This is a genomic window from Pseudomonas sp. LARHCG127, assembly GCF_052871455.1.
The window spans coordinates 499,584-513,327 of sequence record NZ_JBIXJT010000002.1 but is presented as its reverse complement, the minus strand read 5'-3'; the positions used below and the strand labels follow the sequence as shown (position 1 = coordinate 513,327).

Here is a 13,744-nt window from a genome sequence, read left to right as displayed (position 1 = left end):
GGGCGTGGGCCGCGCTTAGTTGGCAGCAGCCTTGGTGGCCGCTCGCTCTTTGGCGATCAACTGGTCGGCCAGTTGCAGGGCTTGTTCGGCACCGCCGGCAGAGCCGATGTCAAAGCGGTATTTGCCGTTGACGACCATGGTCGGTACGCCGGTGATTTCGTATTTCTTCGCCAGCTCGCGGGCCTTCTTGATCTGGCCCTGGATAGCGAAGGAATCGAAGGTGGCGAGGAACTTGTCCTTATCGACGCCCTGGGTGGCGAGGAAGTCCGCCATCTCATCTTTCTTGACCAGCTTCTTGCCTTCTTTCTGGATCGCGTTGAATACCGCCGCGTGAACCTTGTGCTCGACACCCATCGCTTCGAGGGTCAGGAACATCTGGCCATGGGCGTCCCATGGGCCACCGAACATGGCAGGAATGCGGACGAAATTGACGTCCGAAGGCAGTTTTTCAGCCCATGGGTTGATCACCGGTTCAAAAGCGTAGCAATGCGGGCAGCCGTACCAGAACAGCTCCACGACTTCGATCTTGCCAGGCGCTGCCACCGGAACGGGGTTGGTCAATTCGACATAGGGGGCGGCGGGCTTTTCAGCCGCTTGGGCAGTCATGCCGAACAGGCTGGCGGCGACGAGCGCGGCGCTGATGATCAGATTACGCATGCTTTACTCCTGGACAATGAGGGGACCTGGCAAGGCCTGTTTCTAAGACAGACCGTGGCGGGTTCAAGTTCTCTAGTGTAACGGCAGCGGCCACAAAAAAGGGCGGCCAAAGCCACCCTTTTGATGCTCGCATCGACAGATTAATCGAGCGTTAACGTTGCAAGAGGTGTATCCCCTCGCAACGGCCTTAGTGCAGGCCCTGGATGTAGCTGGAAACGGCGGCGATATCTTCGTCGCTCAACTTGCGGGCAATGGTGCGCATGGTCATCGCGTCACCGTCGTTGGCACGACCGCCTTCTTCCTTGCGGAAATCGGTCAGTTGCTTGGTGATGTACTGGGCATGCTGGCCGCCCAAGTGTGGGAAACCGGCAGCGGCGTTGCCCTTGCCGTCAGGGGAATGGCAGCCAGTGCAGGCTGGCAGGCCTTTTTCCAGGTTGCCGCCGCGGAACAGCGCTTCACCACGAGCCACGAGTTTTGGATCGGCGGCGCCAACGCTGCCCTTCTGGCTGGCGAAGTAGGCCGCGATGTCCTCCAGGTCCTGATCGCTCAGGTTGGTCAGCAGGCCGGTCATTTCCAGCACGACACGCTTGCCGTCCTTGATTTCCTTCAGCTGCTTGGTCAAGTAGCGCTCGCCCTGGCCCGCCAGTTTCGGAAAGTTGGGCGCCATGCTATTGCCATCCGGGCCGTGGCAGGCCCCGCATACGGCCGCTTTCGCCTGACCGGCAGCGGCGTTGCCAGCGGCGTGGGCTACGCCGGATATCCCCAAGGTCAACAGCAGACTCACGATCAGTTTGTTCATCAGCTAATCCAACTACGGCTAAGGGTTAAAGAGTTATGGACCGGGTTCACTCGCTCATCCACTGGATGATGGCTCGGTAATCCTCGGCACTGCAGTCCATGCACAAACCACGCGGCGGCATCGCCTTGAAACCCTGGGTCACGTGTTGCACCAGCGTCTCCATACCTTTCGCCAACCTCGGCGTCCAAGCTTCCTGATCGCCCTTGCGGGGCGCCATGGGGAGTTGGCCGGAATGACAGGCACCACAAACACGGTTGTACACAGCTTCCGGATCCTGTGTAGCCTGAGCGCTGTAAAGCGGCATCAAGACACCGGCAGCTAGCAGCCATTTCGTCATAAAACGACCTTTTCAGGGTTGGGAACGAGCTGCGTTCTAATGCGCAATTTCGGTCGGTCGCTCCCGTGAGCTTCATCCTACGCTGGGACAAAGCGCACACAAAATCTGCGGCATTATATACTGGCGTCACTGAAACGGAAACGACACAGCTTGCCGCGTCCATTCCCGACGCCGCCCACATCGGAAATCCCATGCAACTGAAGAACCCTATCCTTGGCCTGTGCCAACAGTCCACCTTCATGCTCAGCGCCGCCAAAGTCGATCAATGCCCAGACGACGAAGGCTTTGAAGTGGCGTTTGCCGGCCGTTCCAACGCCGGCAAATCCAGCGCGCTGAACACCTTGACCCATGCGAGCCTGGCACGCACCTCGAAAACCCCGGGTCGTACGCAGCTCTTGAACTTCTTCAAGCTAGACGATGAACGGCGTTTGGTCGACCTGCCTGGCTACGGCTACGCCAAGGTACCGATCCCGCTCAAGCAACACTGGCAGCGCCACTTGGAAGCCTACCTGGGCAGCCGCGAGAGTCTGAAAGGCCTGATTTTGATGATGGATATTCGCCATCCGATGACCGACTTCGACCTGTTGATGCTCGATTGGGCGGTCGCCAGCGGCATGCCGATGCACATCCTGCTGACCAAAGCCGACAAGCTCACCTACGGCGCAGCGAAAAATACCTTGCTCAAAGTGCAGTCGGACATTCGCAAGGGCTGGGGCGACGCGATCACCATCCAACTGTTCTCGGCACCCAAGCGCATGGGTTTGGAAGAAGCCTATACCGTGCTGGCGGACTGGATGGAATTGGCGGACAAGGGCAGCGAAGAGGCCGAATAAGCCAAATCGCAGGCAAAAAAAACCCCGGACTTCTTATGGGGAGGGGGAAGTTCGGGGTCCAAGTTCCGGACCGCTAGGGCGGGGTCCAGATATCTGCCAACACTTAACACAACATAGGAGCATTGAAGGGCTTCACCAGCCATTCAGAATCTCTGAGTGGCGATTCACGGGTTTAGTTCAGATTTTTTTGGAAATAACCGTAGGAATTTTCCGAGCTAACGAAGCCATACATGGGTTTGCGGTGATTCAATGCGGTATCGATTGCCGGGCTGACGCTATCGCGAGCAAGCTCGCTCCCACAGTGGGATGGGTGTTGGGCTCGATCTTCGGCTCGACACAAACCCCATGTGGGAGCGAGCTTGCTCGCGATGGCCATCTCCCTATCCTGACACCACTCCCCTGTGGCGCGGGAGCTTGCTCCCGCTGGCCTGCGCAGCAGGCCCCTGCATTTTTCCAGCAGACCGCATCGCCCGGTTTACGGCTGCTGCGCAGCCGAGCGGGAGCAAGCTCCCTCGCCACAAGAGCCCTAGGCCTCAGGACGTGGGAATCAGTGCGCCTCGTCCCAGTTATTGCCCACGCCCACTTCCACCAGCAGCGGCACGTCCAGCGTGGCGGCGGCGCTCATGTGCTGGCGGATCTCTTCGCGCACCTGGTCGACCAAGTCTTCACGCACTTCCAGCACCAGTTCGTCGTGGACCTGCAGGATGACTTTCGCATCCAGCCCTGACGCCGTCAGCCAGCCATCCACGGCAACCATGGCTTTCTTGATGATGTCAGCCGCCGTGCCTTGCATCGGCGCGTTGATGGCGGTGCGCTCGGCGCCTTTGCGCAGGGCCGGGTTTTTTGCGTTGATGTCCGGCAGGTACAGGCGACGACCAAAAATGGTTTCGACGAAACCTTGCTCGGCCGCCTGGGCGCGGGTGCGCTCCATGTAGGCCAGCACACCCGGGTAGCGGGCGAAGTAGCGGTCGATGTAGGCCTGGGATTGCTTGCGATCGACGCCAATCTGCTTGGCCAGGCCGAACGCGCTCATGCCGTAGATCAAGCCGAAGTTGATCGCCTTGGCGCTGCGGCGTTGGTCATGGGTGACGGCTTCCAGGTCGACGCCGAACACCTCGGCCGCCGTGGCCCGGTGCACGTCCAGGTCATTGCGAAAGGCGTGGAGCAACCCTTCATCCTTGGCCAGGTGCGCCATGATCCGCAGTTCGATCTGCGAATAGTCCGCCGCCAGCAGCTTGTAGCCTTTCGGCGCAACGAACGCCTGGCGGATGCGCCGGCCTTCGGCGGTCCGAATCGGAATGTTCTGCAAGTTCGGATCGATGGACGACAGGCGCCCGGTCGCGGCGACGGCTTGCTGGTAATTGGTATGGACGCGGCCGGTGCGGCTGTTGATCTGTTCCGGCAGGCGATCGGTGTAGGTGCTCTTGAGCTTGCTCAGGGAGCGGTACTGCATCAGCACCTTGGGCAGCGGGTAATCCTGCTCCGCCAATTCGGCGAGCACCGCTTCGGCGGTGGAAGCCTGGCCCTTGGCGGTTTTGCTGAGCACCGGCAAGCCGAGCTTTTCGTACAGGATCACGCCCAATTGCTTCGGCGAACCGAGATTGAATTCCTCACCGGCGATGGCAAACGCCTCACGCTCCAGCGCCACCAACTTCTCGCCCAACTCAACACTTTGTACGCCCAGCAGGTTGGCATCCACCAGCGCGCCCTGGCGCTCGATGCGCGCCAGGACCGGCATCAGCGGCATTTCGATGTCGTTGAGCACCGGGCCCAGGCTTGGCGTGGCGGCCAGCTTTTCCTGCAAGGCCTGGTGCAGGCGGAAAGTCACGTCGGCGTCTTCGGCGGCGTAAGGGCCGGCCAGTTCCAGGGAGATCTGGTCGAAGGTCAGTTGCTTGACCCCCTTGCCGGCGATGTCCTGGAAATCGGTCTTGCTTTGGTCCAGGTACTTGAGCGCTAGGCTGTCCATGTCGTGACGGGTCGCAGTGGAGTCCAGCACGTAGGATTCCAGCATGGTGTCAAAGGCGATGCCCTGGACCAGGATGCCGTTGTTCTGGTCACCCCCAATGGCGCAGTTGGCCAGGATGTTGGTTTCGAACTTGGCGTGCTGGCCGACCTTGAGCTTGTCCGGGTTTTCCAGCAGCGGCTTGAGCGCCTTGAGCACTGTGTCGCGGTCCAGTTGCTCCGGCACGCCCATGTAGGAATGGGTCAGCGGGATGTAGGCCGCCTCGAACGGGGCCACGGCGAACGACAAGCCGACGAGTTGCGAATGCTGGGCATCGCCGCCGTTGGTTTCGGTGACGAAGGCAAACAGCGGCGCTTTTTCCAGTTTCGCCAGCCACGCGTCGAAGCGCGCCTGGGCGAGGATGACTTCGTACTTGGCCTCGGCAGCGCCGGGCTGTTCTTCGGCCACTTCGAGGATCTCCTGGCCGGCACGCTTGGCGTCCCGCTGGTTTTCTTCGAACCAGCTCTTGAACTCTAGCAACGTATACAACTCGGCCAGTTTCTCGTGGTCGGGCGTGCCCATTTGCAGGTCGTCGAGACCGACATCCAACGGTACGTCGGTCTTGATGGTCGCCAGTTCGTAGGACAGGAACGCCATTTCCTTGTGCTCTTCGAGCTTGGCGGCCAGAGTCTTGGCACCACGGATCGGCAAGGTGGCGACGATGTCCAGTTGCGCGTACAACTCGGTCAGGCCGCCGTTGACGCCCACCAGCAGGCCGGAAGCGGTCTTCGGTCCGATACCCGGGACGCCCGGGATGTTGTCGGACGAATCGCCCATCAACGCCAGGTAATCGATGATCTGCTCCGGAGCGACGCCAAACTTCTCCTTCACGCCAGCCACGTCCAGGGCGCTACCGGTCATGGTATTGACCAAGGTAATGTGCCCGTCGACCAACTGCGCCATGTCCTTGTCGCCCGTGGAGATCACCACCGGACGGTCGGCCGCCGCGCTGCTGCGGGCCAGGGTGCCGATCACGTCATCGGCCTCGACGTTGTCCACGCACAGCAACGGGAAGCCCAGGGCCTTGACGCTGGCGTGCAGCGGTTCGATCTGCACGCGCATGTCGTCGGGCATGCTCGGGCGGTTGGCCTTGTATTCGGCGTACAGTGCATCGCGAAACGTCCCACCCTTGGCGTCGAACACCACGGCGAACGGACTGTCCGGATACTGCTTGCGCAGGCTCTTGAGCATGTTCAGCACGCCCTTGACCGCACCGGTCGGCAGGCCTTTGGACGTGGTCAGCGGTGGCAGCGCGTGGAAGGCGCGGTACAGATAAGAAGAACCGTCCACCAGGACGAGGGGGGCTTGGCTCATGAGCAGGATCAACCTTTTCGGCGGGTCCGGGGCTAGAATAGCGGGACCGTTGACGACAAAGGGACAAGGTTATCATGCGTACACTAAATCGCCTGTTACTGGCTGGCTTGTTTGCATTCACCCCGCTGGCCGTCATGGCGGCGGATGACGCGCCCTCGGCGGACCCGGATGTCACCATCCGCACCGAAGGCGATAAAACCATTCAGGAATATCGGCAAAACGGCTTTTTGTACGCGATCAAGGTCACGCCCAAGAACGGCAAGCCTTATTTCCTGGTACGCGCCGACGGCACTGATGCAAACTTCATCCGCTCGGACCAGCCGGATATGCTGATCCCTTCGTGGAAAATCTTTGAGTGGTAATACCGCTCGCGACTTCAACCGGCGCCCGCTGAAGGGCGCCCGTACTGGCAGTTTAACCATGTCTGTGTTCACGCCCCTGGCTCGGCCCGAGCTGGAAACCTTTCTCGCCCCTTACGGGCTCGGCCGCTTGCTTGATTTCCAGGGGATCGCCGCTGGCAGCGAAAACACCAATTTCTTTATCAGCCTGGAGCAGGGCGAATTCGTCCTGACCCTGGTCGAGCGCGGCCCGGTGCAGGAAATGCCGTTCTTCATCGAACTGCTGGACGTGCTGCACGACGCCAACCTGCCGGTGCCTTACGCCTTGCGCACCACCGACGGCGTCGCGCTGCGGGAGCTGGCGGGCAAACCGGCGCTGCTGCAACCGCGCCTGGCCGGCAAGCACATCAAGCAGGCCAACGCTCAGCATTGCGCCCAGGTCGGCGAATTGCTCGCCCACCTGCACCTGGCGACCCGCGACAACATGATCAAGCGCAAGACCGATCGCGGCCTGGACTGGATGGAGGAGGAGGGCGGCAAGCTGCTTTCGCACCTCGACGCCGAACCGCGTCAGCTGCTGGAGGCTGCGCTGGAGGAAATTTCGTTAAAGAAGGTCGGCATCCTGGCGCTGCCCCGGGCCAACATCCATGCCGATCTGTTCCGCGACAATGCGATGTTCGAAGGCACGCACCTGACCGGGCTGATCGACTTCTATAACGCCTGCTCCGGGCCGATGCTGTATGACGTCGCCATCGCCCTGAATGACTGGTGCTCGGATGACGACGGCGTGCTCGATGGCGCCCGGGCCCGGGCGTTGCTGGGTGCTTATGCAGCGTTGCGGCCGTTCACGGCTGCCGAGGCCGAGCTATGGCCGACCCTGTTGCGCGTGGCATGCGTGCGGTTCTGGCTGTCGCGGTTGATCGCCGCCGAATCGTTTGCCGGGCAGGATGTGTTGATCCATGACCCAAAGGAGTTCCAGCAGCGGTTGGCGCAGCGGCAGACGGTTCATACGGTGTTGCCGTTCGCCCTCTGACACCTAGTGGATCTGAATGCCTTTGTGGCGAGGGAGCTTGCTCCCGCTCGGTTGCGCAGCGACCGCAAGATTTTTTAGGGCCGCTTCGCGGCCCAGCGGGAGCAAGCTCCCTCGCCACAAGAGCAGTGGGGTTATAACGACTCCAGGCACCCCGCCAAATCATTCCCCAGCTTTTCCAACAACTGCTCATACCCCTGCGCCGTCGCCGGGGTGTAGCCGCCCAGTGCATCCAGTTCCGCCAGTTTCACCGGCAACCCGGCCACCAGGGTTTCGGCCAGGCGCGGGCGCAGGGGCGGTTCGCTGAAGACGCAGGTCTTGCCCACCGCCTGCAAGCGCGTGCGCATCGCCGCCACATGCTGGGCGCCGGGCTGGACTTCGGCAGCCACGGCGAACACCCCGGCGTGCTTGAGGCCGTAGTTGTCTTCGAAATAATCGAACGCCTCGTGGAAGACGAAGTACGGCTTGCCCGCAACCCCGGCCAGGCGCGTCTTGAGGCGCGTGTCCAAGGCATCGAGGCGCTGGTTGAAGCCCTTGAGGTTGTTTTGATAGCGGGCCGCATTCGCTGGATCCGCCGCGCTCAGGTCAGCCGCCATCCTGGCAGCAATCACCCGCGCATTGTGCGGCGACAGCCACAGGTGGGCGTCCACGGTGCCGGGGCGATGGTCGTGATCGTGATCATCGCCCTCATCATGGTCATGATCCTCGTGGGACGCACTGTCCTGGGCGAAGTGACGCAACTTGAGCCCGGGCAGCTCCTGCACCGCAACGGAGGGCAGGGTACGACCGTTCAACACGCGCGGTAGGAAACCTTCCATGTCCGGCCCAATCCAGTACAGCAGGTCCACCGACTGCACCTTGCGTACATCGGAGGGCCGCAACGCGTAGTGATGCGGCGAAGCCCCCGGGGGCAGCAACACTTCTGGAACGGCCACGCCGTCCTGCACGGCGGCGGCGATCAACTGCAGCGGCTTGATGCTGGTGAGGACCTTGACGTCGGCCTGGGCCGGGCCGATCAGTAGAACACTTGCGACAAAAGCGACAAAGAGCGAAAAAAATCGGGACACGATGACCACTCGTAGAGGCGAGAACGGGTAACATAATAACGTCTCTCACTAAACTCGTCGCTGCCCATGCCTATTACACCCCTTGCCAGTCGTCCCCACGATCACTCCCACTGCGTGCACAGCGCGCTGTCCGAGGCCGACGCCATCTGCGCGCGCCAAGGGTTGCGCCTGACCGCCCTGCGGCGGCGCGTGCTGGAACTGGTCTGGCAAAGCCACAAGCCACTGGGCGCCTACGACATCCTCGCGGTGCTCAGCGAACAGGACGGCCGCCGCGCCGCGCCGCCAACCGTCTATCGGGCGCTGGATTTCCTCCTGGAAAACGGTCTGGTGCATCGGATTTCGTCGCTCAACGCCTTCGTCGGCTGCAACCATCCGGAGCACGCCCACCAAGGCCAATTCCTGATTTGCCGCGAATGCCACGCTGCCATCGAGCTGGAACAGAAATCCATCAGCGATGCCATCGTCGCCAGCGCCAAGGACGTCGGTTTCGTCGTCGACACCCAGACCGTCGAAGTCGTCGGCCTCTGCTCCGGCTGCCAGGGGGCCTGATGAGCAACGCGCTGATCCGCCTCGAGCAGGTGGCCGTGACGTTCGCCGGGCAGAACGTGCTGGACAACATCCACCTGAGCGTCGAGCCGGGGCAGATCGTGACCTTGATCGGCCCCAACGGCGCCGGCAAGACCACCCTGGTACGCGCCGTGCTGGGTTTGCTCAAGCCCGACAGCGGCAGCGTCTGGCGCAAGCCCAGGTTGCGCGTCGGCTACATGCCGCAAAAACTCCACGTCGACCCGACGCTGCCACTGTCGGTGCTGCGTTTCCTGCGCCTGGTGCCTGGCGTGGACCGCGCCCGGGCCTTGGCTGCGCTCAACGAGGTCGGCGCCGAACAGGTGATCGACAGCCCAGTGCAAAGCGTGTCCGGTGGCGAGATGCAACGCGTGCTGCTGGCCCGCGCCCTGCTGCGCGAACCTGAATTGTTGGTGCTCGACGAACCGGTGCAAGGCGTCGATGTGGCGGGGCAGGCCGAGCTGTATAGCCTGATCACGCGCCTGCGCGACCGCCATGGCTGCGGCGTGTTGATGGTGTCCCACGATTTGCACCTGGTGATGAGCACCACCGACCAGGTGGTCTGCCTCAACCGCCACGTTTGCTGCTCCGGGCATCCCGAGCAGGTCAGCGGCGATCCGGCCTTCGTCGAGCTGTTCGGAAAGAACGCACAAAGCCTGGCGATTTATCACCACCACCATGACCACGCCCATGACCTGCATGGCTCGGTGGTCAGCGCCCCTTCTGCTTCCAATCATGTTCATGGAGACGGCTGCAAGCATGGCTGATTTTCTGTTGTACGCCCTGCTCGCAGGCTTGGCACTCGCCCTGGTCGCCGGTCCGCTGGGTTCGTTCGTGGTCTGGCGGCGCATGGCCTATTTTGGCGACACCTTGTCCCACGCGGCACTGCTGGGCGTGGCCCTGGGTTTTCTGCTGGATGTCAGCCCGGCCATCGCGGTGACCGTTGGCTGCCTGTTGCTGGCGGTGGTGCTGGTCACCCTGCAACAGCGCCAGCCACTGGCGTCCGACACGCTGCTGGGCATCCTCGCGCCGAGCACGCTGTCCCTCGGGCTGGTGGTGCTGAGCTTCATGCGTGACGTGCGGATCGACCTGATGGCCTATCTGTTCGGCGATCTGCTGGCAATCAGTCCGACGGACCTTGCCTGGATCCTGGGCGGCAGCGCGGCGGTGTTGCTGTTGCTGGTGGCGCTGTGGCGACCAATGCTGGCGGTCACCGTCCATGAAGAACTGGCGCGGGTCGAGGGTTTGCCCGTGGTCAGCCTGCGCTTGGCGCTGATGCTGCTGATTGCGGTGGTCATCGCCGTGGCGATGAAGATTGTCGGTGTGTTGCTGATTACTTCATTGCTGATCATTCCGGCGGCTGCGGCACAGCGTCACGCCCGCTCACCCGAGCAAATGGCCTTGGGCGCAAGCCTGCTGGGCATGCTCGCGGTGTGTGGCGGCCTGGCCCTTTCCTGGTTCAAGGACACCCCGGCCGGCCCGTCGATCGTGGTCAGCGCCGCTGCGTTGTTTCTGCTGAGTTTTGTCCTGCCCCGTCGAGGGGTGTAGACTTGCTCGCTTTTTGCGCAAATAGAGAGTCGCAGGAATGAAGCCGTTCGCCTCCCGTTATCTGCTCCTTGTCGCATTTTCCCTGCTGCTGGGCGCGTGCCAGAGTACTCCGCCGGTCACCCAGGCTCCCGATACGCGGGGCCCGGCCATCGCGCAGCTCGAACAAAGCCTGGCCAGCAATGAGCTGGCCACCGCTGAAGGCCAGTTGGCCGCCTTGCAAGCCCAGTCGCCCGAAGATCCGACGCTGGAACCCTACCAGCGGCAATTGGCCGAGGCGTATCTACGCCGCAGCCAGATCGACCTGCAAAAAGGCGATGTCAACGCCGCCGCCACCGCCCTGAGCCGTGCCCGAGCGTTGATGCCCAAGGCCCCGGCCCTGACCGGCGAGGTCAACAGCGCCATCGCCGAAGCCCGCAAGGCCGACCTGGAAAAAGCCGAGGCCGACCTCAAGGCCGCCGAAGCCAAACCGGTCGCCAAGGTGATCGACCCGAGCGCACCGAGTACTACCGTTGCGCTCAACATAGCCGATATCCAGCAAATGCGTCGGCAATTGGACGCCATCGCCGCCGATGTGGTGAATTACCAATGCGACGTCAGCATCCAGGCGCCGCGTACCGATGATTATCCGTGGTTGGCGACGTTGTTGAGCAAACGGGTCAAGAAACTGGATCCGGGGTTTGACCTGAAGCTGCAGAAGCAGATTTTGCGCAGTGTGCCGGCGCAGGTTGTGCTGACGCCGCGTAAGCACTAAAAGCATCGCGAGCAAGCTCGCTCCCACATGAGATTTTGTGATCGACACAAAACCACTGTGGGAGCGAGCTTGCTCGCGATAGCGCCCTACCGGACAACAAATCCCTTTCAGGCAGCCATCAAGCCGGAACCGCCTTCGCCTTGGGCTCCCGCGCCCAAACCCGATGCTGAGCAATCGCCGCGAAAAACCGCGAAAAACCGCTCGCATCCGCATCTTCGATCAACCCCGCATCCACCTCCAGCTTCAACTCCACCAACAACTGCCGGGCCTCACCATGAAGCCCGATGGCTTTCAGATGCTTGTAGGCCTCCAGCACGTAATGCAACGCCACGCCGTCGCGACTCAAGGCCTTGATCGACTCCGCGCCACCGGGCACGAACACCGCGTCAAAGGCAATCGACGGCAAGCCTTCCATGGACGCATCCACCGCCAGGGTTTTCCCATCGGCCGTGGTAACCGGCGCCGAAGTCGGCCCCAGCACTTTGGCGTGGGCGCCCTCAGCCTCCAGAGCCTGCTTGAGCTTATCGATGATCGCGCCATCGACACCGTTGGCCACCAACACCGCCACTTTGCGCGTCTTGATGTCACCGGACAGCAGGTTCGCCTGGCTCAAGGCCGGGGATTGTTCCAGCGAAGGCGTCGGAACATCGACAGTACCTGCGGTCGGTGCCGGCAAGCCGAGGTTTTTTGCTACCCGCCCGGCCAGTTCCAAGTCGATGTTGGCGAGGATCTCATTGACCTGCCGCGCCCGGATGAACTCCCGCTCGACCTTGCCCAACTCGAAGCTGTAGGCGGCGATGATGTGCTCTTTTTCGTGGGGGCTCATGCTCTTGTAGAACAGCCGCGCCTGGGAGAAATGATCAGAGAACGAATCGCTGCGTTGGCGGATCTTGTAGGCATCGATACGCTCTGGGTAACTTTCGAAGCCACCGTCCTGCGGACCCGGCGGGGTTTCCTTCGGCCAACCACCGTCGATGGAGTTCGGCTCATAGGACGCCCGCCCCTTGTCGATGGTGGTGCGGTGCATGGCATCGCGCTGGCCGTTGTGCACCGGCGTAATCGCCCGGTTGATCGGTAGCTCATGAAAATTCGGCCCACCGAGTCGGCTGATCTGCGTATCGGTGTAGGAAAACAGCCGGCCTTGCAGCAGCGGGTCGTTGGAAAAGTCGATGCCCGGCACGATGTGCCCAGGGCAGAAAGCGATTTGCTCGACTTCGGCGAAGAAGTTATCCGGGTTGCGGTTCAGTACCATCTTGCCCAACGGGGTGATAGGCACAAGTTCTTCGGGAATGATCTTGGTCGGGTCGAGCAGGTCGAAGTCGAATTTGTGCTCGTCCTCCTCGGCAACGATCTGCACGCCGAACTCCCATTCCGGGTAGTCGCCCATCTCAATGGATTCCCACAGGTCGCGACGGTGGTAGTCGGTGTCCTTGCCCGCGAGTTTCTGGGCTTCGTCCCACACCAGGGAACAGGTCCCGGCCTTGGGTCGCCAGTGAAACTTGACGAAGCTACTGCGGCCTTCGGCATTGATCATACGGAAGGTGTGCACCCCAAAGCCCTGCATCGTGCGTAGGCTTTTTGGAATGGCCCGGTCAGACATCGCCCAGATCACCATGTGGGCCGATTCCGGCACCAGCGAGACGAAATCCCAGAACGTGTCGTGGGCCGAGCCACCTGTAGGAATCTCGTTATGGGGCTCGGGTTTTACCGCGTGGACAAAGTCCGGAAACTTCACCGCGTCCTGAATGAAAAACACCGGCATGTTGTTGCCCACCAGGTCGAAGTTGCCTTCGTCGGTGAAAAACTTCACGGCAAAGCCGCGCACGTCCCGCACGGTGTCACCGGAACCCCGTGGACCTTGCACGGTGGAAAAGCGCACGAACACTGGCGTCTTTTTACTCGGGTCTTGTAGGAAACCAGCCTTGGTCAGGGCCGCATGGGACTCATAGGCCTGGAAGTAGCCATGGGCGCCGGTGCCGCGGGCGTGCACGATGCGCTCCGGGATCCGTTCATGGTCAAAGTGCGTGATTTTTTCACGCATGATGAAGTCTTCCAGCAGCGAGGGCCCGCGTGGGCCGGCGCGCAAGGTGTTCTGGTTATCGGCGATCTTCACGCCCTGGTTGGTGCGCAGCGCCTGCTCGGTGGCGTCGGAGCGAAACTGTTCCAGGCTTTCGAGCTTGGCGTTAGTGTTACCGCGGTCCAGGGTGTCGGTCCCGGCCAGTTGGCTCTTGTCGACCGTGGGCTTGTTGATACTCATCAGGCATGACTCCTCTTTGCGTTCCTCGCTGTGGCCAGGACTCTTGAGTTCGATGCCGCAGGTGCAGGACCCGGGCATTTGGAGTGGCTTAATGAGTGACCCATGCCGTTTGGCTGTGTTCCTTTTTTATGGCCTTTGATCGCGTTATTGCCAAATGACTGGTCCAATCGCAAATAAATGCTAAGAACCTCTATACGGACAGGCTAAAATGCGCGCCCGGCTAACCGCTGATCCTTTTCAAACGCGC

At 61.6% G+C, this 13,744-nt stretch carries 13 protein-coding genes; 7 read left to right on the top strand and 6 right to left on the bottom strand.

The annotated features are described in order from the left end of the window. Positions 1-15: 15 nt before the first annotated feature. The 3 genes from ACIPQ1_RS05690 to ACIPQ1_RS05680 form a co-directional block, all read right to left on the bottom strand. The gene (locus ACIPQ1_RS05690; protein ID WP_250961571.1) at positions 16-657 is read right to left on the bottom strand and encodes a thiol:disulfide interchange protein DsbA/DsbL; all 642 of its coding nucleotides are present in this window, start codon (positions 655-657) and stop codon (positions 16-18) included. 187 nt (positions 658-844) lie between these two features. Continuing rightward, positions 845-1,456, bottom strand: coding sequence for a c-type cytochrome (locus tag ACIPQ1_RS05685; protein ID WP_053189415.1), 612 nt, complete (start codon positions 1,454-1,456; stop codon positions 845-847). Between the two features lie 46 nt (positions 1,457-1,502). Next, positions 1,503-1,793, bottom strand: a complete 291-nt coding sequence (locus ACIPQ1_RS05680; RefSeq protein ID WP_003196231.1) for a c-type cytochrome — start codon at positions 1,791-1,793, stop codon at positions 1,503-1,505. 191 nt (positions 1,794-1,984) lie between these two features. Here ACIPQ1_RS05680 and yihA point away from each other — a divergent pair, with 191 nt between their 5' ends. Beyond that, positions 1,985-2,626, top strand: a complete 642-nt coding sequence (gene yihA / locus ACIPQ1_RS05675) for a ribosome biogenesis GTP-binding protein YihA/YsxC (protein WP_186706429.1) — start codon at positions 1,985-1,987, stop codon at positions 2,624-2,626. 547 nt (positions 2,627-3,173) lie between these two features. Here yihA and polA read toward each other — a convergent pair. Next, entirely contained in the window at positions 3,174-5,942 is a 2,769-nt protein-coding gene (gene polA, locus ACIPQ1_RS05670; protein ID WP_411386062.1) for a DNA polymerase I, read from the bottom strand. 74 nt (positions 5,943-6,016) lie between these two features. Here polA and ACIPQ1_RS05665 point away from each other — a divergent pair, with 74 nt between their 5' ends. Together ACIPQ1_RS05665 and ACIPQ1_RS05660 are read left to right on the top strand one after the other, a co-directional pair. Then, positions 6,017-6,304, top strand: a complete 288-nt coding sequence (locus tag ACIPQ1_RS05665) for a DUF2782 domain-containing protein (RefSeq protein ID WP_053126892.1) — start codon at positions 6,017-6,019, stop codon at positions 6,302-6,304. A 58-nt stretch (positions 6,305-6,362) separates the two neighbouring features. Further along, a complete protein-coding gene (locus ACIPQ1_RS05660) occupies positions 6,363-7,313 on the top strand; it encodes a homoserine kinase (RefSeq protein WP_446533729.1) in 951 nt (316 codons plus the stop codon). Positions 7,314-7,444: 131 nt separating this feature from the next. Here ACIPQ1_RS05660 and znuA read toward each other — a convergent pair whose 3' ends face one another. Next, positions 7,445-8,377, bottom strand: coding sequence for a zinc ABC transporter substrate-binding protein ZnuA (gene znuA, locus ACIPQ1_RS05655; RefSeq protein WP_250961576.1), 933 nt, complete (start codon positions 8,375-8,377; stop codon positions 7,445-7,447). 66 nt (positions 8,378-8,443) lie between these two features. Here znuA and zur point away from each other — a divergent pair, with 66 nt between their 5' ends. The 4 genes from zur to ACIPQ1_RS05635 are packed head-to-tail and all read left to right on the top strand — an operon-like array spanning position 8,444 to position 11,240. Then, positions 8,444-8,926 (top strand): zinc uptake transcriptional repressor Zur, encoded by a 483-nt coding sequence (zur, locus tag ACIPQ1_RS05650; protein WP_053126886.1) that lies wholly within the window; start codon positions 8,444-8,446, stop codon positions 8,924-8,926. After that, entirely contained in the window at positions 8,926-9,708 is a 783-nt protein-coding gene (znuC, locus tag ACIPQ1_RS05645) for a zinc ABC transporter ATP-binding protein ZnuC (RefSeq protein ID WP_060739886.1), read from the top strand. Before zur ends, znuC begins: the two co-directional genes overlap by 1 nt. Next, entirely contained in the window at positions 9,701-10,489 is a 789-nt protein-coding gene (gene znuB / locus ACIPQ1_RS05640; RefSeq protein ID WP_411386059.1) for a zinc ABC transporter permease subunit ZnuB, read from the top strand. The genes znuC and znuB overlap by 8 nt, the downstream gene beginning before the upstream one ends. Before the next feature lie 37 nt (positions 10,490-10,526). After that, the gene (locus ACIPQ1_RS05635; protein ID WP_411386058.1) at positions 10,527-11,240 is read left to right on the top strand and encodes a PA5502 family lipoprotein; all 714 of its coding nucleotides are present in this window, start codon (positions 10,527-10,529) and stop codon (positions 11,238-11,240) included. Positions 11,241-11,358: 118 nt separating this feature from the next. Here the strand turns inward: ACIPQ1_RS05635 and katE are convergent, their stop codons facing one another. Beyond that, positions 11,359-13,575 (bottom strand): catalase HPII, encoded by a 2,217-nt coding sequence (gene katE / locus ACIPQ1_RS05630; RefSeq protein WP_411386057.1) that lies wholly within the window; start codon positions 13,573-13,575, stop codon positions 11,359-11,361. Positions 13,576-13,744: the final 169 nt, after the last annotated feature.